General features: G+C 69.3%; 22 protein-coding genes. 7 read left to right on the top strand and 15 right to left on the bottom strand.

Going from position 1 to position 23,836, the window contains the following annotated elements; translation table 11 throughout:
* The first annotated feature begins 3 nt into the window (after positions 1-3).
* On the top strand, positions 4-660 hold the full coding sequence (locus A176_RS29690) for a response regulator transcription factor (protein WP_002635606.1): 657 nt from the start codon (positions 4-6) through the stop codon (positions 658-660).
* Positions 647-1,999, top strand: a complete 1,353-nt coding sequence (locus A176_RS29695) for a sensor histidine kinase (RefSeq protein ID WP_144429641.1) — start codon at positions 647-649, stop codon at positions 1,997-1,999. The genes A176_RS29690 and A176_RS29695 overlap by 14 nt, the downstream gene beginning before the upstream one ends.
* A 71-nt stretch (positions 2,000-2,070) precedes the next feature.
* Here A176_RS29695 and A176_RS29700 read toward each other — a convergent pair whose 3' ends face one another.
* The 6 genes from A176_RS29700 to A176_RS29720 all read right to left on the bottom strand — a co-directional run bounded on the left by A176_RS29700 (position 2,071) and on the right by A176_RS29720 (position 6,826).
* Positions 2,071-2,556, bottom strand: a complete 486-nt coding sequence (locus A176_RS29700; protein WP_002635604.1) for a hypothetical protein — start codon at positions 2,554-2,556, stop codon at positions 2,071-2,073.
* Between the two features lie 148 nt (positions 2,557-2,704).
* A complete protein-coding gene (locus tag A176_RS38355; protein WP_144429642.1) occupies positions 2,705-3,259 on the bottom strand; it encodes a hypothetical protein in 555 nt (184 codons plus the stop codon).
* Between the two features lie 116 nt (positions 3,260-3,375).
* The gene (locus A176_RS29705; RefSeq protein ID WP_002635603.1) at positions 3,376-4,038 is read right to left on the bottom strand and encodes a hypothetical protein; all 663 of its coding nucleotides are present in this window, start codon (positions 4,036-4,038) and stop codon (positions 3,376-3,378) included.
* Positions 4,039-4,267: 229 nt separating this feature from the next.
* Positions 4,268-5,080: a hypothetical protein gene (locus A176_RS29710; RefSeq protein ID WP_002635602.1), complete on the bottom strand. Its 813-nt coding sequence runs from the start codon at positions 5,078-5,080 to the stop codon at positions 4,268-4,270.
* An 89-nt stretch (positions 5,081-5,169) separates the two neighbouring features.
* A complete protein-coding gene (locus A176_RS29715) occupies positions 5,170-5,868 on the bottom strand; it encodes a DUF2490 domain-containing protein (protein WP_021780980.1) in 699 nt (232 codons plus the stop codon).
* Between the two features lie 154 nt (positions 5,869-6,022).
* Entirely contained in the window at positions 6,023-6,826 is an 804-nt protein-coding gene (locus tag A176_RS29720; RefSeq protein WP_002635600.1) for a hypothetical protein, read from the bottom strand.
* Between the two features lie 167 nt (positions 6,827-6,993).
* Between A176_RS29720 and A176_RS29725 the strand changes: the two genes are divergently transcribed.
* On the top strand, positions 6,994-8,250 hold the full coding sequence (locus tag A176_RS29725; RefSeq protein WP_002635599.1) for an Hsp70 family protein: 1,257 nt from the start codon (positions 6,994-6,996) through the stop codon (positions 8,248-8,250).
* 21 nt (positions 8,251-8,271) lie between these two features.
* On the opposite strand, the gene A176_RS29730 is transcribed toward A176_RS29725, so the two are convergent.
* The 6 genes from A176_RS29730 to A176_RS29755 all read right to left on the bottom strand — a co-directional run bounded on the left by A176_RS29730 (position 8,272) and on the right by A176_RS29755 (position 15,410).
* Complete coding sequence (locus A176_RS29730) at positions 8,272-9,138, bottom strand: hypothetical protein (protein WP_002635598.1); 867 nt, start codon at positions 9,136-9,138, stop codon at positions 8,272-8,274.
* Positions 9,139-9,140: 2 nt separating this feature from the next.
* Positions 9,141-11,756 (bottom strand): TonB-dependent receptor domain-containing protein, encoded by a 2,616-nt coding sequence (locus A176_RS29735; RefSeq protein WP_002635597.1) that lies wholly within the window; start codon positions 11,754-11,756, stop codon positions 9,141-9,143.
* A gap of 39 nt (positions 11,757-11,795) precedes the next feature.
* A complete protein-coding gene (locus A176_RS29740; protein ID WP_002635596.1) occupies positions 11,796-12,599 on the bottom strand; it encodes an OmpA/MotB family protein in 804 nt (267 codons plus the stop codon).
* Between the two features lie 131 nt (positions 12,600-12,730).
* Positions 12,731-13,285: a chalcone isomerase family protein gene (locus A176_RS29745; RefSeq protein ID WP_044889271.1), complete on the bottom strand. Its 555-nt coding sequence runs from the start codon at positions 13,283-13,285 to the stop codon at positions 12,731-12,733.
* 140 nt (positions 13,286-13,425) lie between these two features.
* Positions 13,426-14,430, bottom strand: a complete 1,005-nt coding sequence (locus A176_RS29750) for a 3-oxoacyl-ACP synthase III family protein (RefSeq protein WP_002635594.1) — start codon at positions 14,428-14,430, stop codon at positions 13,426-13,428.
* A gap of 95 nt (positions 14,431-14,525) precedes the next feature.
* Positions 14,526-15,410 carry a hypothetical protein gene (locus A176_RS29755; protein ID WP_002635593.1) on the bottom strand — a complete coding sequence of 295 codons (885 nt, stop codon included), beginning with the start codon at positions 15,408-15,410 and terminating at the stop codon, positions 14,526-14,528.
* A 177-nt stretch (positions 15,411-15,587) separates the two neighbouring features.
* Here A176_RS29755 and A176_RS29760 point away from each other — a divergent pair, with 177 nt between their 5' ends.
* A complete protein-coding gene (locus tag A176_RS29760) occupies positions 15,588-17,801 on the top strand; it encodes a molybdopterin oxidoreductase family protein (protein ID WP_002635592.1) in 2,214 nt (737 codons plus the stop codon).
* Here the strand turns inward: A176_RS29760 and A176_RS29765 are convergent.
* Positions 17,737-18,786, bottom strand: coding sequence for a lysylphosphatidylglycerol synthase domain-containing protein (locus A176_RS29765; RefSeq protein WP_226994020.1), 1,050 nt, complete (start codon positions 18,784-18,786; stop codon positions 17,737-17,739). The two genes, A176_RS29760 and A176_RS29765, sit on opposite strands and share 65 nt — an antisense overlap.
* 223 nt (positions 18,787-19,009) lie before the next feature.
* Here A176_RS29765 and A176_RS29770 point away from each other — a divergent pair, with 223 nt between their 5' ends.
* Positions 19,010-19,996: a zinc-dependent alcohol dehydrogenase family protein gene (locus tag A176_RS29770; RefSeq protein ID WP_002635591.1), complete on the top strand. Its 987-nt coding sequence runs from the start codon at positions 19,010-19,012 to the stop codon at positions 19,994-19,996.
* A gap of 12 nt (positions 19,997-20,008) precedes the next feature.
* Here the strand turns inward: A176_RS29770 and A176_RS29775 are convergent, their stop codons facing one another.
* Together A176_RS29775 and A176_RS40290 are read right to left on the bottom strand one after the other, a co-directional pair.
* Positions 20,009-22,270, bottom strand: a complete 2,262-nt coding sequence (locus A176_RS29775; protein ID WP_049872405.1) for a hypothetical protein — start codon at positions 22,268-22,270, stop codon at positions 20,009-20,011.
* Positions 22,186-22,692 carry a hypothetical protein gene (locus tag A176_RS40290; RefSeq protein WP_049872406.1) on the bottom strand — a complete coding sequence of 169 codons (507 nt, stop codon included), beginning with the start codon at positions 22,690-22,692 and terminating at the stop codon, positions 22,186-22,188. The genes A176_RS29775 and A176_RS40290 overlap by 85 nt, the downstream gene beginning before the upstream one ends.
* 189 nt (positions 22,693-22,881) lie before the next feature.
* Between A176_RS40290 and A176_RS29785 the strand changes: the two genes are divergently transcribed.
* Both A176_RS29785 and A176_RS29790 read left to right on the top strand, forming a co-directional pair.
* Entirely contained in the window at positions 22,882-23,178 is a 297-nt protein-coding gene (locus tag A176_RS29785; protein ID WP_002635589.1) for a hypothetical protein, read from the top strand.
* Positions 23,179-23,202: 24 nt separating this feature from the next.
* Positions 23,203-23,610: a hypothetical protein gene (locus tag A176_RS29790; protein ID WP_002635588.1), complete on the top strand. Its 408-nt coding sequence runs from the start codon at positions 23,203-23,205 to the stop codon at positions 23,608-23,610.
* Positions 23,611-23,836 lie beyond the last annotated feature (226 nt).

A 23,836-nucleotide genomic window follows, 5' to 3' on the forward strand; every position in this document is an offset into this window, starting at 1 on the left:
GCCATGCACGTCCTTGTCGTCGACGACCATCAAGAACTCCGAGCCCTCGTTACCCAGGCGCTCGAACGCGACGGCCACCTCGTCCGCCAGGCCGCGGACGTGGAGCAGGCCCGGCAGGCCGTCATCGAGGAGCCGGACGTCATCGTGCTCGACGTGGGCCTCCCCGACGGCTCCGGCCTGTCGCTCTGCCGTGAGCTGCGACGGGACGGCATCCACATCCCCATCCTCATCCTCACCGCGCACAACCGCGTGAATGAACGGGTGGAAGGACTGGATGCGGGCGCGGATGACTTCCTGGGCAAGCCCTTCGCCATCGCGGAGCTGCGGGCCCGCGTGCGCGCGCTGGGACGCAGGCGGGAGAAGACGAGCACCGTCCGGGTCGACCTGGGAGACGTGGTGCTCGACTTCGGCAAACGCGAGGCGCTGCGTTCGGGGCAGGCCGTGCCCGTCACGCCGCGCGAGTGGGCCATCCTGGAGACGCTGGCTTCGCGCGGCGAGCGCGTGGTGAGCCGGGACACCTTGCTGGAGTCCATCTGGGGCGAGGCCACCACGGGGGCCGCCAGCAGCCTGGAGGTCCTCATCGGGCGCATCCGGCGGAAGCTCGGCGACGACGTCGTCATCACCCTGCGCGGCGAGGGATACCGGCTTGGAAGCAACTAATCCCTCACGTCCCCGCGACACGCTGGTGCGGAGGCTCTCCCGCGCCATGCTGGGGCTGGCGCTCGTCAGCAGCGCGCTCACGGCCGGTGCCACCGGGCTGCTCGCCTACCAGATGCTGCTCACCGCCGAGGACCGGCGACTGACCGACTTCGCGGTGGACCTGGTCGAGGAAGTCGCGGGACTGGAAGACGCCCGGGCCCGCGAGGAGGCCATCGCCGAGCAGGAGGAGCTGCGGGCGTTTGGCGTCCGCATCAGCTTGTTCGATGGAGACACGCTCCTGGGCGGCGAGCCGAGCATTCCTCCCGTGTCCGGCTGTGAATGGGGCCGTGCTCCGGGCGAGGAGCACGTGCGGCGCTGTGGCGTCGCGGCCCATGGGCGGCTCGCCGTGGCGGAAGAGGTGCTCGAAAGCATCCCGCGCATCCGGACCTGGCTGCCCCTGGCCGTGCTGCTCACCTCCGTGGGCGCCGCGCTCATGAGCCTCGTGCTGAGCCGCCGCGTGGCGCGGTGGGCCGCGCGTCCGCTCACCGAGCTGGGTGAATCCCTGGCCCGAATTCAACCCGGGGCGGACATCCCCGAGCCGCTGCACGCCGAGGCCCGCTACGAAGAGGTGAACACCGTCCGCGCCGCGCTGGTGGATCTGCTCGGGCGCCTCCGCGCCGCGCTGGAGCAATCACGCCGCTTCTCGGCCAACGCCGCCCATGAGCTGCGCACGCCCCTGGCCACCCTCCGGGCCGAGTTGGAGCTCGAGTCCGAGAACCCCCAGCCTCCCGCGACGGCCGCCGCGCTCGCGCGGATGCACCGGACGGTGACGTCTCTGGGCACCCTCGTGGACCGGCTGCTGGTGCTCGCGGAAGGGACGGAGGGCACGTTGGCGCCCGTGGAGACCCTGAGCCTCGCGGACATCGTCGAGGATGTCGTGCGGGCCTTGCCGGAGGATGCACGCGGACGCGTCGACACCGACCTGCAGGCACCCGGACTCATGCAGGGTGACAGCCAGTTGCTGCGACAGCTCGTCGACAACGGGGTGGAGAACGCCCTCAAGTTCTCCGGGAGTGGCCGCGTCACCGTCCTCCTGCGGGAGACGGAAGGAACGACGCTCCTGGACATCCTGGACGAGGGACCGGGCATCGCACGCGAGGACTCGGAGCGCGTCTTCGAGCCGTTCTACCGCACGCCCTCGGCACGCGCCGGAAAGCCCGGGAATGGCATCGGATTGTCCCTGGTCGCCCTGGTGGCACGGGCCCACGGCGCGCACGCGGGATTTCTGCCCACGTCGAAGGGCGCGCACCTGCGGCTGACCTTCCCCGCGACACGGCCGGACGCGCTCGCCAAGGACTGAGGCGCCTGGGGACAACGGCCACCCTGCCCGGCGAGAGGGGCCGAGCAAGGTGGCCGCTTGCGACAAGACGGCTAGTGCTGCGGCACCTGCGGGCAACCCGGGCCCGTGCAGATGGGGCAGTCGGTGCACCAGCCGAACTCGTGGAACTCACAGATGCCGTTGCCACACGTCAGGTACTTGCAGTCGTCCAAGCAGGTCTGCAGCGTCTCGTTGCCGTTGCAGATGCCGTCGCCGCAGTACGCACCCGGCGGGGCGCAGTCAAACGAGCAGGTCACGTGGTTCTCGCCACCGTTGCAGAAGCCGTCGCCACAGTAAGGCAGCGGGGCGCAGTCTTCCGCGCAGGTGTGGATGGATTCACCGTTGGCGCTGTCGCAGAAGCCATCACCGCAGATGAAGGCACACGGGTTGCAATTCCAAGGACCCACGCCACCACAGGGACATTCGACCATCGCCGCTTCGTCTTGCGCCAGCGGCTCGGACTCCGTCTCCACGGGGCCACATGCGGCGAACAGACCGAGCGACAAAGCCGCCATCACAGCCATCAGTTGCGTCTTCACGGGGGACTCCTGGTTGGAGGAACTCCCAGTGATATCACAGCCTGTTTAAGCGGCTAAAACACACCACCCCGCACACCACGCCCAGGTCTGAGCCCGGGCGTGGTGGTTCTCCCTGTGACGGCATGACGTCAAGGGGCAGGAGCCGTCACTACGGCTCAATCACGATCAGGCAATCTGCCTTGCAGTTACTGATCCTCTCCGGGCCATTGCAGACACCATCGCCACAGTAGGTTCCGCAGTCCTGCCAGCAGTCCATGGTCGACTCCCAACCATTGCAGACGCCGTCACCGCACCAGGTCGCCGTGCCGCAGTCCTGGGGACAGCTCTGGGAAGTCTCCCCGCCGTTGCAGGCACCGTCGCCGCACCAGGTCGCCGGACTGCAGTCCTGGGGACAAGTCTGCGATGATTCATTGGGATCGCATACGCCGTTACCACACAGGAGGTAGGCGCAGTCATCTGGACAGTTGGCGGGCGTCTCGAACCTGCTGCAGATGTTGTCGCCACAATACAGGACGGGGGGACAATCCCAGGGACAGCTTTCGTTGGTCTCGCCCCAGGCGGGATTACAGATTCCATCACCGCACCAGCTCATCAGCGCGGCTTCGTCCTGCGCCAACGCCTCGGACTCCATCTCCACGGGGCCACAGGCGGCGAACAGCCCGAGCGACAAACCAGCCATCAACACCATCAGACGTGTCTTCACGGGGACTCCTGGTTAGTGGGACCGCCCGTGATAGCACAACCCGTTCTACCCGTGAAAAGCCCCCCCACTCCGCACACCACGCCCAGGCAGGAGCCCAGGCGTGGCGGGCCTGCGTCTTACGGCCAGGGCTGCGGGTTCGGGTCGATGACGGGGCAGCGCGGCCCGGTGCAGCAGTCGGCGGGGCACGACAGCTCCTCGCCGGGAGCGCAGAGGCCGTCACCGCAGACGTTCAGAATCATGCAGTCCGCCCGGCACGACCGGGGCGTCTCCAGGCCGTTGCACACGCCGTCGCCGCAGAAGGAGCCGCAATCCTCCCAGCAGGAGGCCGTCGTCTCGCCGCCATTGCAGACGCCGTCGCCGCAGAAGGTCGCCGGGCCGCAGTCCTGCGGGCAGGTCTGGGCGGACTCGTTGGCGCCGCAGATGCCGTCGCCGCACCACGAGAGGATGCTGCAGTCCTCAGGGCAGGTCTGGGCCGTCTCGCCGGGGTTGCAGACGCCGTCGCCACAGAAGGTGAGGAAGCCGCAATCCTGCGGGCAGCTCCGGACCGTCTCGCGCCCGTTGCAGATGCCGTCGCCGCAGAACGACAGCACGTTGCAGTCCCACGGACAGTTGTCGCCGTTCTCCCCGTTGCGGGTGTCACAGAAACCGTCGCCACAGAGGAAACGGCCCACCTCGGCCTCGCTCTGACCCAGCGGCTCCGACTCCATGTCCACCGGACCGCAGGCGGCGAGCAGACCCAACGACAAACCCGACAACAGGACAACGAGACGAGACTTCACGTGTACCTCCAAGGGAAGGAGGCGCATGTCATCTCATCCGGATTTAACGGACAACTCCTGTGCTCGAAAAATCCAGTATCAGTCACGACTTTGTTACCAAACCGCGCACCCCGTTGAACAAGGAACCCGGGTCATCAACACACCACTGTAGCGTTTCTTGTTACAAGCCATTGCCGCCCGGACAGCCCACCACGCCCAGGCGGAAGCCCAGGCGTGGCGGACCTGAAGGTCACGGCACGGGCGGCAGCGCCGGGTCGACGACAGGGCAGAACGGCCCGGTGCAGCAGTCCACGAGGCAGGTGTACTGCTCGTCGGGGTGGCAGATGCCATCGCCACAGATGGAGATGAACGGCGAACAATCCTGCGCGCAGTTGCGGCGGTTCTCGAAGCCGTTGCAGACCCCGTCACCACAGTAGGAGCCGCAGTCCTCGTGGCACGTCGCGGTCGACTCGGAGAGGCTGCAGACACCGTCGCCACAGAAGGCGCCCGGGTCGCAATCCGAGGGGCAGCTCATCGGCGTCTCCGAGCCAGTGCAGAGCCCATCACCGCAGACAGGGGCCGGGCCACAGTCCTGCGGGCACGTGTAGGACGTCTCCGCGCCATTGCAGATGCCATCACCACAGATGGGCGCCGGGCCACAGTCCTGCGGGCACGTGTAGGACGTCTCCCCATCGTTGCAGAGACCATCACCGCACCACCCGGCAACGAGGCCGCAATCCTGAGGACAGTTCTGGAGCGTTTCGCCAGGGCCGCAGATGCCGTCACCACAGATGCCGATGAGGCCGCAATCCTGGGGGCAGCTTCGCGGCGTCTCGCGCCCGTTGCAGATGCCATCGCCACAGACCGGCAGGAAACCACAGTCCCAGGGACAGGTGTCGCTGTTCTCCCCATTCCAGACGTCACAGTAGCCGTCGCCGCAGAGGAGACTGTTCAGCTCGGCCTCGCTCTGGCCCAGCGACTCCGCCTCCGGCTCCACGGGACCGCAGGCGGCCAGCAGCCCCAACGACAAACCCGACAGCAGAACAACGAGACGAGACGTCACGCGTACCTCCTGGGAAAGGGGGCACGCATGTCATCCCATCCAAAATGGACAAACAATCCCCGGGTCCGAAAAACCCGTGACGCATCGGGCTACATGTAATTGAACGGCATGGTGACGGCGAGCGTGTGGATGAGCTGCTCCGTCTCCGCATAGGGTCGGCGGGTGAAGACATTCAGGTAGCCCACCTCCACGGAGGAGTGCTCCCCGTACTTCCACCCCGCCCCCACGAACACGCGGTTCATGTCGAAGCCCGCGCTGGGGCCACGCTCCACCGAGTTGAGGTGGTAGAAGACCTCATCCCAGACAATCAATGACAGACGACCCTCGGCCGCCACGGAGTGGGCCCCGCGGAGCATGACACGCGCGCGGTGGGAGATTTCCGTCGTCCCAGGCAGGAAGCGCTGCTCCAGGCGCGCCCGCACCGTCCCGCGCAGGGAGCCCAGCTTGGGGGAGTAGAGGTATTGCTGGAAGAGGCGGCTCTCCCCCTGACGCTGGGCCGGGTCTCCGTCCCAAACCCAGAGCGGAATCCAGCCCTGCCCCAGCCACAGGGACATGTTGTGGGACATCCGCACGCCCGCCGCCGACCGGAAGATGGCGCGCGCGTCGTCCTTGCCGAAGCGCGGCTGCGCCTCCAGGTAATAGAGGAACGTGTCGCCAATGCCGCCCTGCGCCGTGACGGTGTACCAGAGCTGGGCTTCTGCTCGGACGGGCCGGCCCGCCTCCACGGAGCGAAAGGGGATGACGACGAGCAGCAGGCCGATGAGGGGAAGCCACTTCTCCGAGCGCATGGTGTGAATGCATAGACCATGACTCGACCAGCGGCTCAACCGGTCCGTCACACGAATGCGACATCCGCGACGGACCGCGCTTGACCCGGTTCGCGCGCCCGTCCCCCTGGAAAATCCGCCAGGAATAAAAGAAGGACGGACGGCGTTCAGTGTCTCACTGGGTGGGCTGAGCGCCCGGAGTGGATTGACCACTTTCCGGGGCGGCTGGCGCGGTGGGTTGAACCTGCGACGTCGCCTCGATGCGCACCGCCTGCGGCTCGCCGCTCTGCTCATCGGTCCGGTAGGAGGCTCGCACCTGGCTTCCCTCCTGGATGTCCGCCGCGCTCGCCTGACGCCCATCCACCGTCACCTGCGTCTGTGGCGAGAGCTGCAACCGGAGCTGCGGCTCCCCCTGGGAGCTGAGCAGCACCTCCTGGGCATTGGAGCTCAGGACCTCCCCCACGACCTGCTGCTCCGAGCCCTGCTGACCTTGCGGCACCGGCGCGGCGGCCACGGGCTGCTGTGACTGCTGGCGAAGCTGCTCGGACTGCTGGCGAGCCTGCTGGTTCTGCTGCGTCAGCTCCTCGCTCTGCCGCCGCTGGGCGTCCAGCGCGCCCGCCTGGGCCTGCTGCGCCTCCTGCTGGGCCTGCTGCGTCTGCTGCTGCGCGTTCTGCTGGGCCTGCTCCGCTTGCTGGGAAGCGGACTGCGCCTTGGCCTGGGCCTGCTGCAGCTCCTGCTGCCGCTTCTGGAAGTCCTGCTGGGCCTGGGCCGCCTGCTTCTGCTGGTCGCTCGCCTGCTCCTGGGCCTTGCGAGCGGAGTCAAATGCACCCTCGGTGCGCTTCTGTGCCTGGGCCACCTGGTCGCTCACCGACCCCTGCCCGCCCGCCTGCCCCTGGGCGCCGTGGTCGCGCTCCTGGCACGCCGTGCCCAGCGTCAGCGCCGCGGCGCCGGCCAACAACCACCCCGCATGGAATCTCATCTGGCAGCCTCCCTCGTCATTCACGTGACAAGGGAAAGATGGAGAGCGGGCTCCTCGCGCCAACCCACATCCACTCCGGGCGTCCGCCCTCCAGGCCGCCCACCGCCCCTTGTTGGAGCACGAAGGGCTACCCATGGATGAACTTTGGCGATAAGGGGCGCCCCCCCATGCGTGCCTGCGGACTCGATTTCGGAACCAGCAACACCGCCGCGGCCCTGCCTGACGGCACGGTGCTGTCGCTTCAACCCCATACCCAGGAGGCGCGCCTCTTCCGCTCCGTCCTCTTCTTCCCGGACGACGAGCAGGACATCTACGCGGGTGCCGACGCCATCCAGCGGTACATGGAGGACAACACCGGGCGCTTCATCCAGTCCGTGAAGTCCTTCCTCCACTCCAGCTCCTTCCGCGCCACCCAGGTGAAGGGGCGCACGTACACCATCGAGGACCTGGTGGCGGTGCTGCTGCGCCGCGTGCGGGATGCCGCGGCGGACGCCATGGGCGGCGCGCCCGAGGCCGTGGTGCTGGGCCGTCCCGCCGTCTTCACGCCGGACCCGGAGGCGGATGCCCTGGCGCAGCAGCGGCTCCAGCGCGCCGCCGGGCTCGCGGGCTTCCAGCACGTGCAGTTCCTCATCGAGCCCATCGCCGCCGCGCTCGCGTACGAGGCCCAGCTCACGCGCGACGAGCTCGTGCTGGTGGCGGACTTCGGCGCCGGCACCACCGACCTGACGCTCATGCGGCTGGGCCCCAGCCGGAAGGACAACCCGGACCGAAAGCAGGACGTGGTGGGCTCCACGGGTGTGCGCATCGGCGGTGACCGCTTCGACGCGGAAATCATGCGCCACAAGCTGCTGCCCCGCTTCGGCGCCGGCTCCACCTACCGGGTGAAGGGATTCAGCGACAAGCGGATGCCCATTCCCCAGCACATCATGGCCAAGCTGCTCACCTGGCACGAGATGTCCTTCATCCGGGAGAAGTCCACGCAGGACCTGCTGGAGACCATGCTGGACACCAGCGACCGGAAGCCCGAAATCCAGGCGCTGTATGACCTGGTGATGGACAACCTGGGCTACCGCCTCTTCCGCGCCATTGAAGCGGCGAAGGTGCGGCTGTCCAAGGAGGACGTGGCCACGGTGGACTTCGAGGAGGCGCGCATCCACCTCCACGAGCCCATCACCCGCGAGGAGTTCGACACCTTCAGCAAGCCGCTGCTCGACGAGCTGGACGCGTGCACCGCGAGCCTCCTGGAGAAGCACGCGGAGGCGAAGGACATCGACGCGGTGTTCCTCACCGGCGGCTCCTCGCAGATTCCCGCCGTGCGGCAGCTCTACGTGCGCCGCTTCGGCGAGGAGCGCGTGCGCACCGCGGACGCCTTCACGTCCGTGGCGGAGGGACTCGGGCGCGCCTCGGCGCACCTGTCCGCCTGAGCCGCCGGTCCGGGACGGGGCCTACGGGCCCACGTCCACGGTGCGGCTGAGCCACCCCACCCCGCCGCGTCCGTCCCGCGCCACCACCCAGAAGGTGACGCGCCCGGGCGCCGCCGGGGTCTCGTACAGCGACGTCGGGTCCCCCGGCCGGCCCTCCACGGGCTCCTGCGAGCGGAACTCCTTCACCTCGCCGTCACCGGTGGCGAACCAACTGAAGAAGACCTGCTCCACCTGGGGCCCCTCCGCCGTCTCGTAGGTCTCGACGCTGCCCTCGGCCAGCACCGGGGTGAAGGTCACCTCGCTCGCCACGGGCAGCGGGCCCGTCAACGGCGCGCCGTTCCAGAGGACGTCCGCCATCACCGGGTTCTGGTTGGGCGCGGTGGTGGCCCGCAGCGTCACCCGGCGCACGCCCCGCTCCGTGCCTTCGGGGGTCCCGCTGCCATCCGAGGCCTCGTAGCCCACGAAGAGCGGAATGCCCCGCTCCAGCGCCGCGCGCAGCGCCGGGTCCTCCGGGTCCAGCACGCCGCCGCCCCCGCCGCCCGCCTGGAGCGCCTCCAGCAGCACCGTCTGCACGTTCGGGTCCTGGAGCGACAGCTCGCCGTCCGGCAAGGGGACGCCGTTGTCCCCCGGGCAGCGCCCGTCATAGGGATTGCCGGTGAAGCGGCACAGCGCATAGCGCACGGTGACGGGGCGCGCGTCCGGCGTCACCGCCAGCGCGTTGAACGTCATGGGCCCCGGCAGCGTGGCGGCGTCCGGGTCCACCACCAGTTCGGCGGGCTCGGCCTGGATGGCCAGCACGCGCACGCGGCGGATTTCACTCTGCAATTCGAAGTCGGGGCCGCAGCCGGCGAGCAGCAGCACCACGAAAGCGGGAAGGTGGAGACGCATGCTCAGAAGGCCCCCCGGGCGCCGATGATGGGAAGAATGGGCAGTCCCTTGAAGAAGGCGCTCTGGGTGTAGTTGTAGTTGTAGGTGATGCCTTCGACCGCCGGGTTGTTGTAGGCGTTCGTGAGGTCCAGGTAGACGTTCAGGTTCCACTTCTCGAACGCGAAGTTCTTGTCCACGCGGATGTCCAACTGGTTGAAGGATGGCAGCCGGCGCGAGTTCACCGCGGCGTAGAGCGGGATGAAGACATCCGAGCCATCGTCCCGCACCGAGCCCACCACCGGTGTCGTGGGATTGCCAGACGCGAAGCGCATGCGCGCGCCAATCTCCCAGCCCGCCGGCAGCTTGTAGGACGCAATCGCGGTCAGCACGTGCGTCTGGTCATTGTCGAAGAGGCGCCAGCCCACGCCCGGCGAGTCCCTGCGCTCGCTGCGGCTGAGCGTGTACGAAACCCAGCCGAAGAGCCGCTCCGTCAACGCGCGGCGCACCAGCACCTCCAGGCCGTAGATGCGCCCCACGCCGCCGTTGCTCAGGCGCTCGGGGACCTGCTGGCCGTTGCGCACCACCGTGGCGTTGGAGCGGACGATGAGCCCGTCCAAGTCGTTGTAGAAGACCTCGCCGCCAATGAACCACTCCGGCCGGGCCTGCCACTCCGCGCCCACGCTGTACTGGAGCGAGCGCTTCGCGCGCAGGTCCGGGTTGCCAAAGGCCACGCTCGGCTCATCCTGCACCGGGGGCCCGTGGTAGACGCCCGCGCCGCCCTTGAGCGTCAGGGTGTCCGTCAGCCCGTAGCGCACCGCCAGACGCGGGTTGAAGGTGCGGCGGGCCTCCGTCTGGTCGGTGAAGACATAGCTCTCCGCGCGCAGGCCCGGCACCACCAGCAGGCCCGGCACGGGGCGCCAGCGCGCCTCCACCCAGGTGGACGGGAAGTATTGGAGGAAGTCCCCGTCCGCGGTGAGCACGTCGTCGGTGACGGTGGGCGTGGGCGGCTCGCCCTCGCGGGAGAGGCCCTGGATGCGCGCCGTGACGCGGGCGAAGTTGCTCACCACGTCGAGGCCGCCCGCCAGCGTGAGCTGCTCGCCCAAGGCATACTCCACGGTGGAGCGCAGGTTCAGGTCCGTGGAGGCGATGCGCAGGCCGCGGTCACCGATGCCGAACTGCACCAGCGTGTTGCCTACCAGGGCGTGTGTGTCCAACGTGAGCGCGTCCGCGCGGTACTGGTGCCGCAGCCGCAGTTGGTTGAAGCCGGTGGTGACATTCAAGCCGCCGGTGACGGTGGGGTCGTCATCCGCCGGCCGGTCGAAGACGAGCCCCAGCCGGTCTCGCGAGGTGAGGCCTTGCAGCGTGAAGGTGTGACGCGACTTCGGCTTCCACACCAGCTTGAGCTGCGCGTCGTAGTAGCGCGGCGCCACCTGGAGGTTGGGGCCGCTGTCGCCCTGGGGCACCAGGCCCAGCACCAGGTCGATGTACGAACGCCGGCCCGCCACCGCGAAGCTCAGCGTGTCGGTGATGGGCCCCTCCACCACGGCGTTGGACTCAATGAGGCTGACGCCCACGGTGGCGTGGAGGCGGTCGGTGCGCGGCTCGCGGCTGCGCACGTTGATGACGCCGCCGGTGATGTCGCCGTAGTACGCGGAGAAGTTGCCGGGCAGGTACTCCACCGCCTCCAGCAGCTCCGAGTTGTAGACGGAGGTGAGGCCACCGAAGTGGAACAGCAGGGGAATCCGCTGGCCGTCGAGGAAGACGCCGGACTCCTGCGGCCCCGAGCCCCGGATGACGAGCTGCCCACCGTTGAAGGCGGGGCGCGCCACGCCGGGCAGGTTCTGCACCACCTTCAGCGTGTCGCCCTGGGTGCCGGGGACGCGCTGCACCTCGGCGAGTTGGAGCGTGGTCTGCGTCACCTCCTTGCGCTCGCGCTCGCTGCGCACCACCGTCTCGAACGCGCCGAAGATGCGCTTGCGCACGTAGTACGTGGCGCGCGTCTCCTGGCCCTCCGTGAAGGTCTCCTGGGTGCGGAAGCGCTCGTAGCCGCTCTGCACCACCAGCACCTCGTGCGTGCCCAGGGGGACGCCCCGGAAGGAGAAGCGGCCCTCTTCATCCGTGACGGCGGAGCGCTCCAGCGCGGGCAGCACCACCTCCGCGCCGATGAGCACGTCGCGCGTGCCCCGCTCCAGCGCCCGGCCGCTGAAGTTCACCGGGGCCTCGGGCTCCGCGGCGGCGGCCTCGCCCTCGGGCGGCGGCGGCGGACGGAAGACGAACTGGTACGCGTATTCGATGCGCACCGGCGTGGGGACGTCGTCCACCTCCGCGGGCTCGAACTGGAACTGGCGGACGGCGGCCACCGCGGCCTCGTCGAAGCCATGGCCGGCGGGCTGGGACACCTCGACGTTCGAGACGGCGCCCGTCTCCGAGATGTCGACCCACATCACCACCGTGCCCTCGAGCTGCTGGGCGGCGGCTTCCGGCGGGTAGACGGCTTCTACCTGGCGAATCAGCGCGGGAGGCCGGGTCAGTACGCCCTGGGGGGCGGCACCGGCGTCCGCTTCGGGAACGCCCGCGTCCCGCGGCTGGGCGGACACGCTGGCGGCGAGGAGACAAAGGATGGCGGCGAAGATTCTCATGAGGGGCGCGGGACTCCCGCGCCCCTCCTAGTGCGGCGCCTACTTCGGCGCGAGCACGATTTCGATGCGGCGGTTCAGGCTGCGGTTTTCCGCCGAATCGTTGGCCGCGATGGGCTGGTACTGCCCGTAGCCCGCCGCCGAGAGGAACGTCGGGTCCACGCCAGCGTTCTGGAGTGAACGAACCACCGCCATGGCGCGCGCCAGGCTCAGCTCCCAGTTGGACGCGAACTGGCCGCCGCCGGTGGGCACGTCGTCCGTGTGGCCTTCCACGCGGATGATCTTCCCCTGCACCGTCTTGAGCGCGTCGGCGATCTTCGTCAGCGCCTCCTCGCCCTCCTTGCCCACCCGGGCGGAGCCGGAGGCGAAGAGAATCTTGTCCTTGAGCTGGACCGTCATCTTGCCCTTGAGCTCGGACAGTTGAATCTTCCCGTCGGAGATCTCCTGCTTGAGGCTCTGGGCGAGGTTCTCGTACTCGGAGCTGCGCTTCTCCAGCTCCTCCTTCGCCTGCGCCAGCTTCTTGGAGTTGCGCGCCAGCTCGTCATTGAGGGCCGCGAGCTGCGAGTTCTTCTCCTCCAGCGCGCGACGCTCCGCGGCATTGGCCGTGAGGCGCGACTCCGAGGCGTTGAGGCGGGTGTTCAGCGCCTCGCGCTCCTGCTCCACCTCGGCGATCTTCGCCTCCAGCTCCTTCACCTTGGCCTCGGCGGCCTCGCGGGCGCCCTTCTCGTCGTTGAGGCCCTTGGCGAAGTTCTCCGCCTCGAGCGCCTTCGCGTCGAACTTCCCCTGCGAAACACAGCCCGTGGTGGAGAGCGCGACGAGAGCAGCCAGAACCAACCGATTCCGCATATGTACGTGTCCTCCTGACACTGATGAATGAGCCGCCAGCCTACCCCTGGCGATGCTCCGGGTCAGGAAGAACCTCGCACTTATTTTGTGCAGCAACGACTGAACGCCCGGCACACGGCCGAGCGTGCCACTCAGCGCGGAAAAATAGGATGAGAGTCGAGCCACACGGCGAAGAGCGCGTCGGCGAAGGGCTTGCCGGGGATGAAGACACCACCGCTGGCATCGCCACCGACCTCGAGCCCGACGCCGGGGGTGTAGGTGATGACGAGGTCCTCGCCCTTCTGCACGTCCTTCAGCGACGCGAGCATGATGCTCAGGTGGTCGGCCAGTGGGCCCTGACGCAAATCCGGGCTGTGGCCCAAGCCGGAGCGGAAGCTGCCGACGAGCTGGTCCCGGGAGATGTTGCGCAGGAAGCGGAAGTGCAGCCGCTTCACGGAGTTGGACGAGACGGCCTCATGCGTGGAGCGAGGCCGGTCCTCCATGTAGAGGCTCCAGACGTAGACCTTGAAGAAGAGCTGCTTGTGCAGCTCCATGTGGGCCAGCTCGACGGTGCGCCCCTTGAGGCTCATCGACTGCGGCATGTGGACGCCGCCGACCTGCCGCTGCTTCGCCTCCGCCGCGCCCGCGACGAGCATCGCGCTCACCACGAAGCACCTCACCGTCCCAGCCCACGCTCGAGTACCCATGCGCCCGACCCCCGACCCCAAACCCCACTGAATCCGACAGGACATACGCTGCACACGGTCCCCGGCACCGCCAACGGCCCGAAGGGCCAGGGTGTGCGCCAGTGGACGGCGGTACGCCCGGGTGGATCAGCGCGAGGGGCTCACGCCGGCCGCGCGCGCTCCAGCAGGGCCCCGGCCCACGTGAGGCCGCTGCCCACGACGCTCAGCACCACCGCGTCGCCCACGGAGGCATCTTCCCAGTGCTCGCTGAGGACACTGGGTGCGCCAGCCGCGCCGGTGTTGCCCCGGGTGTTCACATTGAAGAAGTGCCGGGCGTCCGGAACCTCACACCTGCGCTGCACCGACTCCAGCATCCGAAGGTTGGCCTGATGGCCAATGAAGGTGACGGCCTCCGCGCCCAGGTGCGGGTGGCGCGCCATGAAGCGCGTCCGCAGGGCCTGGAAGGTCTCTCCCGCGCGGCGGATGGCGAACTTCTGCACTTCGCCGCCGTGCTGCGTGAAGTGGCCCATGCGAGGCACGCGCACCTTGTCCGCGCCCGAGGGGTCTCCGGCCAGCAGCGTCTCGGTGATGTGCCAGCGCCCCGGCACGCGCGGTGACAGGATGGCCGCCGACGCACCGTCGCCCCACAACACGGAGCTGGCACGGTCGGTGTAGTCCACCACGCGCGTGGAATTGTCCATGTTCACCACCAGCACGTAGTCCGGCAGCCGCTCCGGGCGCATGCCCGTCAGGAAGTGGAGCTGCATGCAGAAGGACGAGCAAGCGCTCTGCAGGTCCACCGCTGGCGCGTCGATGTTCAGCAATTGCGCCACCCGGTTGGACTCGGCGGGAATGCACTCATCCGGGCTGCAGCCTCCCGCCACCACGAGCCCGATGTCGGACGGCTTCAGCCCGGCCCGATCCAGCGCCATCAGGGCGGCGCGGCGACCCGTCTCCGCGTTGCTGAAGAGCGCCGCCTCTTGCGCCGCGCGGACGTCGCGGTTGCGCGTCTCGCGCAGGTAATCCAGCGGCAACACCGTGTGACGGGTGTGGATGCCCACACGCTCCACAATCCAGGCGTCGGTGGTCTCGAGGCCCAGCTCCTCGAAGAAGGCGTTGGTCAGAAGGTTGGGCGGATGGAAGTGGCCGAGCGCGTGAAGAAACATTCAGAACCCTCTAACCACCCAGGCTCCCAAATCTTTGTCAGCCCTCTGTCACGCCCCTGCCCTCGCGCAGAGCGGACGACCTGCCAGGCCCGGCGCTAACGCGGGGTGTCAGCGGCGCGGATGCCCGTGCGCAGCCGCATCTCGCCGTCGCCCTTGCCCTGGAACCCATGCTCCACCGCGTCCTCGGTGAGCGCCACCGCCACCGGGCCGGACAGGGTCAGGTCCAACAGCCGAACGCCCTTCGCGAGGACGGTCATCTGTCCCTTCAAGGGAATGGTCGTCACGATGGGCGTGCTCGCGTCCTCGCGTGAAAGCGACATCGACACGTCGAAGACGCCCGCGAGCCCGTGTGACTCCTGGCGAATCTCGACCAGCTTCGCGCGGGCTTCCGTGACGCGGGTGGTCTTCTCGCTGGAATCATCCACCAACTGCCGCGCGAGCGCGTCGGAGAAGCCGTCCAGGGTCGCGCCCACGGCCATGGGCGTCGACGGGAAGGCGGCCGCCATCTCGTCGGGCTTGCCCAGCTTCGGCAGGGACTTCTTCACCTCCGCCTGCTCCCCCTCCGGGACGGGCTTCCCCGAGGCCTGGGTGATGGTGAGGCCCTCCTTCCGCAGCTCCGCCACGTAGGTCTTCCCACTCACCGGGCTCACCTTTCGCTGGGATTCGCCCTGCTGCTGGGACACCTCGACCACGTCATCGAAGGCCACCCGCACCTTGTGGGCGACCTGGCCCTTCGCCGCCAGGACGGTCGTGGTGTAGCGCTGGGTCGACGACGCCGACACAGCCACCTTCAGCGGCTCCGCCATGTCCTTGGCACGGAGGTCCAGGGCCAGCCGCAGGTCCACGGCGTTCTCCGTGACGTTCGCGCTGCCCACCCGCAAGTCCCCCCGCTTGAACTGAATCGTGGGCGCCTGGGCGCGAGCGGCGAGCGGCGCGAGCAACAACCCCATGGAAACGACAAACGGAATCACGCGATGCATGGACAGTCTCCTCACGGTGCGGCGCATCCTTTCATGAGCCCTTTCGCGCGCGCCGTTGAAATCGTGCAGCCCGCAAGGAAGCCCTTCGTCTGAACCCAGACGGATGGTGACGCCGCACGCACCACGCGCCGCGTCCCCGAGCCAATGGCCACAAGCCGCGCGCTACAGTTTCCGCGCATGAGCGCCTCCGCCTCGCCCCAGGTCCACTACCGCACCTGCAACCTCTGCGAGGCCATGTGTGGCCTGCGCATCGAGCTGGACGCCGGACGCATCACCTCCATCCGCGGCGATGCATCGGACCCCTTCAGCCGGGGCCACCTGTGTCCCAAGGCGCTGGCCCTCCAGGACTTGCACGAAGACCCGGACCGGCTGCGCACGCCCCTGCGGCGGACCGCCACCGGCTGGGAGCCCGTCTCGTGGGAGGTGGCGCTGGAGGAGACCGCCCGCCGCCTGCACGCCATCCAGCAGGAGCACGGCCGGGACGCGGTGGGCTCGTACCTGGGCAATCCCAACGTCCACAACCTGGGCAACATGATGTTCGTCCCGGAGCTGCTGCGCACGCTGCGCTCGCGCAACCGCTTCTCCGCGACGTCCGTGGACCAGCTCCCCCACCAGCTCGCCGCGTTCCTCATGTTCGGTCACCAGTTGATGGTGCCCATCCCCGACATCGACCACACCCAATACATGCTGGTGCTGGGCGCCAATCCCCTGGCGTCCAATGGCAGCCTGATGACGGCGCCCGACGTACGCACGCGCCTGCGTGGCATCCAGCAGCGCGGCGGCCGGGTGGTGGTGATGGACCCGCGCCGCACGGAGACGGCGGCCATCGCGGACACCCACGTCTTCATCCGCCCGGGCACCGACGCGCTCGCGCTGCTCGCCCTGCTGCACGTGGCGGTGGTGGAGCACGCCCCGCGCCTGGGTCCGCTCGACGCCATCACGGACGGACTGGAGGCCGTGTGCGCGCACGTCCGGGACTTCGCTCCGGAGAAGGTCGCGCCCCACACCGGCGTGCCAGCGAAGACGCTGCGCCGCATCGCCCGGGACTTCCTCTCCGCGCGCTCCGCCGTCTGCTACGGGCGCGTGGGGCTGTCTACCCAGGCGTTCGGCGCGTTGTGCCAATGGCTCATCAACGTCCTCAACGTGGTGAGCGGCAACCTCGACCGGCAAGGGGGCGCCATGTTCACCCTGCCCGCCTTCGACATCATCGGAGGGCCGCGCGCCCTCGCCATGAGCCGCGGCGGCTTCGGCCGCTGGAAGAGCCGCGTGCGTGGCCTGCCGGAGTTCTCGGGGGAGCTGCCCTCGGTCGCGATGGCGGAGGAGATGCTCACCCCGGGCACGGGCCGGGTCCGCGCGCTGCTCACCGTCGCGGGCAACCCCGTGCTGTCCACGCCCAACGGCGCGCGGTTGGAGGAGGCGCTCGCCGGCCTGGACTTCATGGTGAGCATCGACCCGTACCTCAACGAGACGACGCGCCACGCGCACTTCATCCTCCCGCCCGTCTCTCCGCTGGAGCGCGGCCACTACGACATCGCCTTTCACGCGCTGGCGGTGCGCAACACCGCGAAGTACTCCCCACCGCTCTTCGAGCCGGGACCGGAGGGTCGTCAGGACTGGCAGGTGTTGCTCGCGCTCCAGCACCGGTTGGAGACGCTGCGCAAGGGCCGTCCCTCGCTGCGCGCCACGCTCAAGTATCAGGCCCTGTCCCGGATGGGGCCCGAGCGGTTGCTGGATTTGGGCCTGCGCATGGGCCCCTACGGCGCGCGCACGACCCATGGGAATCACGGCCTCAGCCTGGCGAAGTTGAAAGCGTCACCCCACGGCATCGACCTGGGCCCGCTCCAACCCTGCCTGCCCCGGCGGCTCCAGACGAAGGAGCGCCGCATCCACCTGGCGCCCGAGCCGCTGCTGGCCGACTTGCGGCGTTTGCGAGAGGCCTTCCCCGACACGGCCGCCAGGCCCGTGAACACCGGTGAGCTGCTGCTCATCGGCCGGCGGCACCTGCGTGACAACAACTCGTGGATGCACAACATCCCGGGTCTGTTGAAGGGCAAGCCGCGCTGCACGTTGCTGATGCACCCTGAGGACGCGGCGTGCCGCGGCTTGAACGACGGCATGGAGGCCACCGTCACCTCCCGCGTGGGCACGGTGACGGTGCCCGTCCACGTGACGGACGAGATGATGCCCGGCGTGGTGAGCCTGCCCCACGGCTACGGCCACGCGCGCGCGGGCACCCGCCTGCCCGTGGCCACCGCGCACGCGGGCGCCAGCCACAACGACCTCACGGACGAGCAGGCCGTGGACGCGCTCTGTGGCACGGCCGCCTTCAGCGGCACGCCGGTGCGGGTGCTACGGGCAGCGGCGCCCGGACCCGCCACACCAGCGGGATGAGCGCGCCAATCACCACGAACAGGAGCTGCACCAGGTGGCCCAGCAGCGCCACCGACATGGCCCGCGCGGCCGTGGTGTCCAACACCCCCGCGGCCAGGGCGAAGGCGCCGTCGCTCACCCCCACCTGACCCGGCACCAGCGACCCCACCGCCAGGGCGCACAGGTAGAGGCCCTGGGCGAAGAACGCCTGCACCAGCGACGTGTCGATGCCCACCGCGTACGTCAGCACCCCGTACTGCGCCACCTGGAACAGGCGGCTGCACAGGAACGCCCGCATGGGAGACCAGGGCAACAGCGCGCCACACCGCGCGGAGGCCCGGAACTGCTCCGCGTGGGGCGCCCAGCGGCTGAAGCGGCAGATGAGCCAGTCCCCAGGCCGCTTCGCGCGCATGCACGCGCGCACGCCCAGCGACAGCAACACCAGCAGGACACCGTGGGCCAGCATCAGCACCGTGAAGAGCGACATGCCCGTCAGCAGGTAGGAGGCCAACGCGCACGGAAAGGAGATGAAACCTCCCGCCGCCAGGGACGCGGACTGGGACGTCGCCGCCGCGGCCGTGGCGGTGCCCCCACCCATGTAGGGACTGAGCAGCGCCGCCTTGGTCGCCTCCGCCGCCGCGCGGCCCGCCGGCGCCATGCTGGACACCGCGGTGCCAATGAGCTGCGCGCGCGCCAGCATCCGCAACGGGACGCGCCCCGCGCCCTCGCCATAGGAGCGCCGCGTGGCCAGTCCGTCCATGCACTGACGGCCCAGCTCCAGCAGCACCACCCACGGCAACCAGGGCGCCGCGCTCGTCAACACCGCCCCCAGCTCCCGAGCGCCCGCCTTGTGAATCAGGAGCGCCAGCGTGCCGACGCCCAACACCGCGAAGACGGGCCTCAGCCCCGCCACCAGCCACCGCTTCAGGACCCGCTGTGGCGCCACCCGTCCCGCGACGCCAACTGGCGGGGACAGGGACAACTCCCCGTGCGCGTTGCTCACCATCGACCTCCTCGCCGCCCCGTTGCCTTCAGCCGAAGGTGGACAGCACACACGCTGCTGACGAGTCCCGTCTGTCCGCCTGTACCCGTCCACGAAGCGTGGGCGTCCTGCGGTGGACAGGTGGCGCCCCAGCATCCACCCCCGAAAGGTGGGGCATGCGCTCGGCCCGGCCCTCGAAGGCCGCTAGGGTGCGCCCCGGACTTCCCCGTGGGATTTGGAGCGACGCATGAAAGCAGTGCGGTTCTCGGCCTTTGGACAGCCCCTGGACGTGGTGGAACTGGTGGAGGAGCCCGACGCGGCGCTGAAGCCGGGTGAGGCCCGGCTGGAGGTGCTGGCCACGCCCATCAACCCCTCCGACGTCCTCACCCTCTCCGGCCAATATGGACAGCTCCCGAAGCTGCCCGCGGTGCCCGGCAACGAAGGCGTGGGCCGCGTGGTGGAGGTCCAGGACTCCAGCGCCGTGAAGGTGGGGGACCTGGTGTTCCTCCCGCTGGGCGCGGGCACCTGGCGCACACACCTGGTCGCGGACGCCGCGTCGCTGATGCGCGTGCCCGCCGGCACCGACGTGCGGCAGGCCGCCATGCTGTTCGTCAACCCGCCCACCGCGGAGCTGCTGCTGCGGGAGTTCGTCGCGCTCCAGCCCGGCGAGTGGGTGCTGCAGAACGCCGCCAACTCGGCCGTGGGCCGCTACATCATCACCCTGGCGAAGCAGGCGGGCTACAAGACGGTGAACGTCGTTCGGCGCGAATCCCTGGCGGCGGAGCTCACCGCGCTGGGCGCCGACGCCGTGCTGCTGGACGCGGACGACCTGCCGGAGCGCGTGCGCGAGGTGACGGGCGGCGCCAAGGTGCGGCTGGGCATCGACGCGGTGGGCGGCGAGTCCACCCGCCGCCTGGGTGACGCGCTCGCGCGCGGGGGCACGGTGGTGAACTACGGCGTCATGAGCGGCAAGGGCCCGCGGCTGTCGGCGGCGGCCACCATCTTCAAGGACATCACCCTGCGCGGCTTCTGGCTGGTGTCGTGGCTGAAGAAGACGCCCCGCGAGGAGCAGGGCGCACTCTTCGCACGGCTGGCGAAGCACGTGGCGGACGGCACGCTCCAGGTGCCGGTGGATGGCACCTTCCGCCTGGAGGACATCCGCGAGGCCCTCACGCGCGCGATGGAGGGCGAGCGCGGCGGAAAGGTGCTGCTCACGCCCAACGGCCTCCCCTGAGCGCGCCGGGCCTCAAGCCCAGTGCCCCAGGAACAGCGCCGAGAACCGCAGCGCCAGGTCCTGGCGCCGCGACATCAGCGTGCCCCAGGAGTTCGCCTCCAACGCCCAGTCGGAGGGTGACAGGCCCTGCGCCTCGAACAACGCCAGCGCGTCGGTGCTGTTCTCGCCGAGCGTCTTCACCAGCCGCGCGTAGTCCACCAACGTGCGCAGCCGGGCCTCGGGGAAGCAGACCTCCTGGTCCAACGGATGCGCCGGCCCCTGGGGGCTGAGCAACGCCGGCGCGGCGCGGGGCGGCTCCGGCGCCCGCTGGAGGGACGCGGCCACCCGCCGGAGCGCTTCCGCCTCGCGCTCCGCGTCGTCCCGCCGCTGCCGAGCCTGACGCTCCAGGTCCCGCCGCCGCGACTCCGCTTCGTCCTGCCGCTGCCCAGCCTGACATTCCAGGTCCCGCCGCCGCGACTCCGCTTCGTCCTGCCGCTGCCGGGCTTCCTGTTCCAGGTCTCGCTGTCGCGACTCCGCTTCGTCCTGCCGCTGCCGGGCTTCCTGTTCCAGGTCTCGCTGTCGCGACTCCGCTTCGTCCTGCCGCTGCCGCGCCTGCCGCTCCAGGTCGCGCCGCCGGGACTCGTCCACCCGCCGCCGCAGCTCCGCTTCCCGGGCTTCCTCCTCCTGTTCGCGCAGCCGCTCGAGGTGCTCTCGCATCAACCGCGCGTCGACCTCGATGTCGGCCAGGAAGTCGCGGGAGTAGCGCTCCTCCCTCACCGACGCCGGCGCGGCGCGGACGCGGTCCATGAGGTTCTGGAACCCGGACAGGAACCGCTCCGCCTCGGGCACGAGCGCTTCATGCCCCTGCCGGAGGGCCCCGGATAGCGCCGCCGCCGCATACGACACCGCGAGCGACGTGGCGCGAGGCCACGCATCCACCCGGGCCTCCACCGCCGTCCAGACAGGGTCCAGACGCCGGGACAGGTCCTCCGGCGGAGCATCCCGGACCAGCGCCTCCACTCGCTCCGGAAAGAGCGCCGGGTCATCCACGGGCCACCACGTCTGGAAACACACGACCGGATCGGGCTCATCGGCACGCTGCCGCTCCCAGAGCGCCCCGCGCCAGGGCGCGAAAGCCGTCAGTAGCGCCGAGCGCTCCTCCGGCTGCCGCTGAAAGCGCTGCCACACAGCGCCAAGGAACGCCTCCTCCTGGCTGCTGCCATTCCAGGCCCGCACGGCCTTGGCCAGCGGCGTCACCAGACGCCCGAGGTCCGCCCCTTCCCAGATGTCCATCAACAACCGCGCGCATTGTCCGCGAGCCTCCGCATCGCTCCGCCGCGACCGGGAAGGCAGCGACATCAAGGCCTCCAGGAGGGGCGCGGCGCAGCCCTCCTCACGGGCCCACGCGCGCAACGGACGCGCATGTTCTTCATCCGCGAGCGAGAGGAAGCAGGAGAAGGCCGTGTCCTGGAAGCGCTCCGCGCGCAACGACGCCGGCTCCCGCGAAAGTGTTTCGACCACGGCGGACATGAAGGCACGTGCCTCGGGAAGCGGCGCCGCGTTCGATGCGGCGGCCCATGACAGGAAGCGCAGGGCATCCGTCGAGGAGAGCTGCCCCAGACGCACGCGCGCCCATTCCGCCCACAGCCTTCGTTCCTCGGGAGGCCACTCCACGAAGGGGCGCGTGCGGGCCCACGAATGCAGCGCCTCCGCCAGTCCCCCTTCCACCCGGCTGGACACGGAGAACAGCGCGCGCAGGGCGCCCGGCGTCGTCTGGGTGGGCAGCCGCTTCAACACGTCGAGGGCGAACGCCTTGTCGCCGTACGACTCCATGCGCGCCAACAGCCGCGCCGAACTCATCGCGGCCAGCACCCGCCGGGCCTCGGCCCCGCGCGCCGCATCCGAGCCCTCCACCGCCATCAGCAGGACATCCTCGTCCTGAAGGCAGAGCGCGCATTCGAAGCGCACGGCCTCCGACGGATGATTCAAGCCCTCGCGCAGCGCGAGCAACAAGTCCTCGTCCGGCGCCCGGTCCGTGGCCCGCACCCACGCCGCCGCGGCAAGCGCGCCCCGAGAGGGGAACCGCGCGAAGGCCGCACGCGCGAGCTGCGCGATGCGGCCGGTGGGCACCCGTGACAGCCGCACGCTTCGCCACACGTGCCACCGGGTCAACGCCAACGCCGCCTCGTATCCGAAGAGGCCATCCTCCGTCAGGCACTCCTCGATGACGATGGCGAGCGCCGCGTGGGAGGGCTGCCCCTGGTGGACCTCCCCCAGTGCGGCGAGCCACGCCAACTCACGCTCGGGACCTCCTCGTGCAGCCCCTCCTCCACGACATCGGAGGCGGCCGCCTCGGGAACCTTCCACGGAAACCGCTGGGCCCACCGGTCCTCGACCTCTTCACCGAAGCCGCTCAACACCAACGCCGCCTCCAGGCGGTTGACCTCCAGGAGCAAGCGCCGCACCCGGGCCCACAGCCTGGCGTAGCGGGCCTCCAGGTGTTCCGCCATCGTCGTGGGCAGCAGCAGCACCCGCTCCGCCAGCGAGTAACGGTCCACCCCCGCGTGGACGAGCATGCGCGCCACGCCATACCGCTCCGGCGGAATCGGACCGCAGTCGCACCGGACACACATGACGTCGGGCGCGCTGAACCGCAGACACGCGGGACAGCGGACCTGAACACCTCTGCGGGCACTGTTCTCCAACGGCTGATGCATCCAACCCTTCTACATCGGAAGCGGTCCCCGCCGCCCCGGCGCTCGACCGTCTCGCCATAAATATACGACGCAGACACACGGTGCATTGCAGCGTCCGCGACGCCATGGCGCGAATAGAACGAGGCGTGTTTCAATTCCTCTCCAACCTCGCCTTCAACGGATGGAGGCAGGCTTCAGGGGTGGTCCGAAATGATTTCGTTGAAGCACGCGGCGCTCTTCGCACTGACGACAGGATTCATCGCGTGTGGCCCCATGGAAACGCAGGAGCAAGAGCAGGAACTACCCCAGGCCGAGAACGCCTTGCAGACGTGTGAACGGTTCGAGGCGGTGTCCCACAACTCTCAAGAAGATGCCTGCGACATGGCGCGCATCCAGGGCGCCGAGTTCTGTGAGAGCCGGGGTGGCGTCAGCAGCTACTGGCCCTGTCTTCGGTCCGCCTTCGGCCCCCCTTGGCGAGGCGGCCTCCGCGTCTGCTGCAACCAGTAACCCCTCGCAAAGGAGAACCCTGTCATGAAGCAATCCCTTGGAATTCTCGCGGCCATCCTCGTCTCCGCCCTGACGGCCTGTGGCGCGCCCCCGCCCAACGAAACGCCCGAGCCGCTCGGAGAGGAGTCGAGCGCCCTCGTCTCCTGTTCCACGGAATGTCCGTCAGGCCCGTCCCTCTCGTGTTGGGGCAACGCGTGCTCCGCGGCCAACAACGCCTACGTCCAGTGTGACGGCGTCTATCAATACTGCGCCACCACCCCGCCGCCGCTCGACTGCAGCTACTCGCAGGAGGCGTGCCTGAGCGTCCTGGGGACGTCGTGTTCGCCTCCGGGCTCCCGGCGCAAGTGCTGCATCCAGAACGAGCCCATCGGCAACTGCCAGTGCACCACCCGCAACGTGTGGACGTGCACCGTGCCGCACGAGGACCCGTAGACCGCGCTTCCCCTCTGGGAGTGGGCCCGCCCGCTCCCGGAGTTCCCAGCGGTGGCACCCCACGCACGTCACGGGTTGAGCACACGCCCGACACATGAAGCACGCATCAGGTAGCGAATCCGCCAAATACGTAAAAATCCGGTTATCCATTGACACGATGTGTATTGTCCGATATCTGTCATTCGCCACGAATGGGGGACCATCACGAGCACCCGAGTGGGTGCTC

Origin of the sequence: Myxococcus hansupus, from assembly GCF_000280925.3 — a bacterium.
Taxonomy (GTDB): Bacteria; Myxococcota; Myxococcia; order Myxococcales; family Myxococcaceae; genus Myxococcus; species Myxococcus hansupus.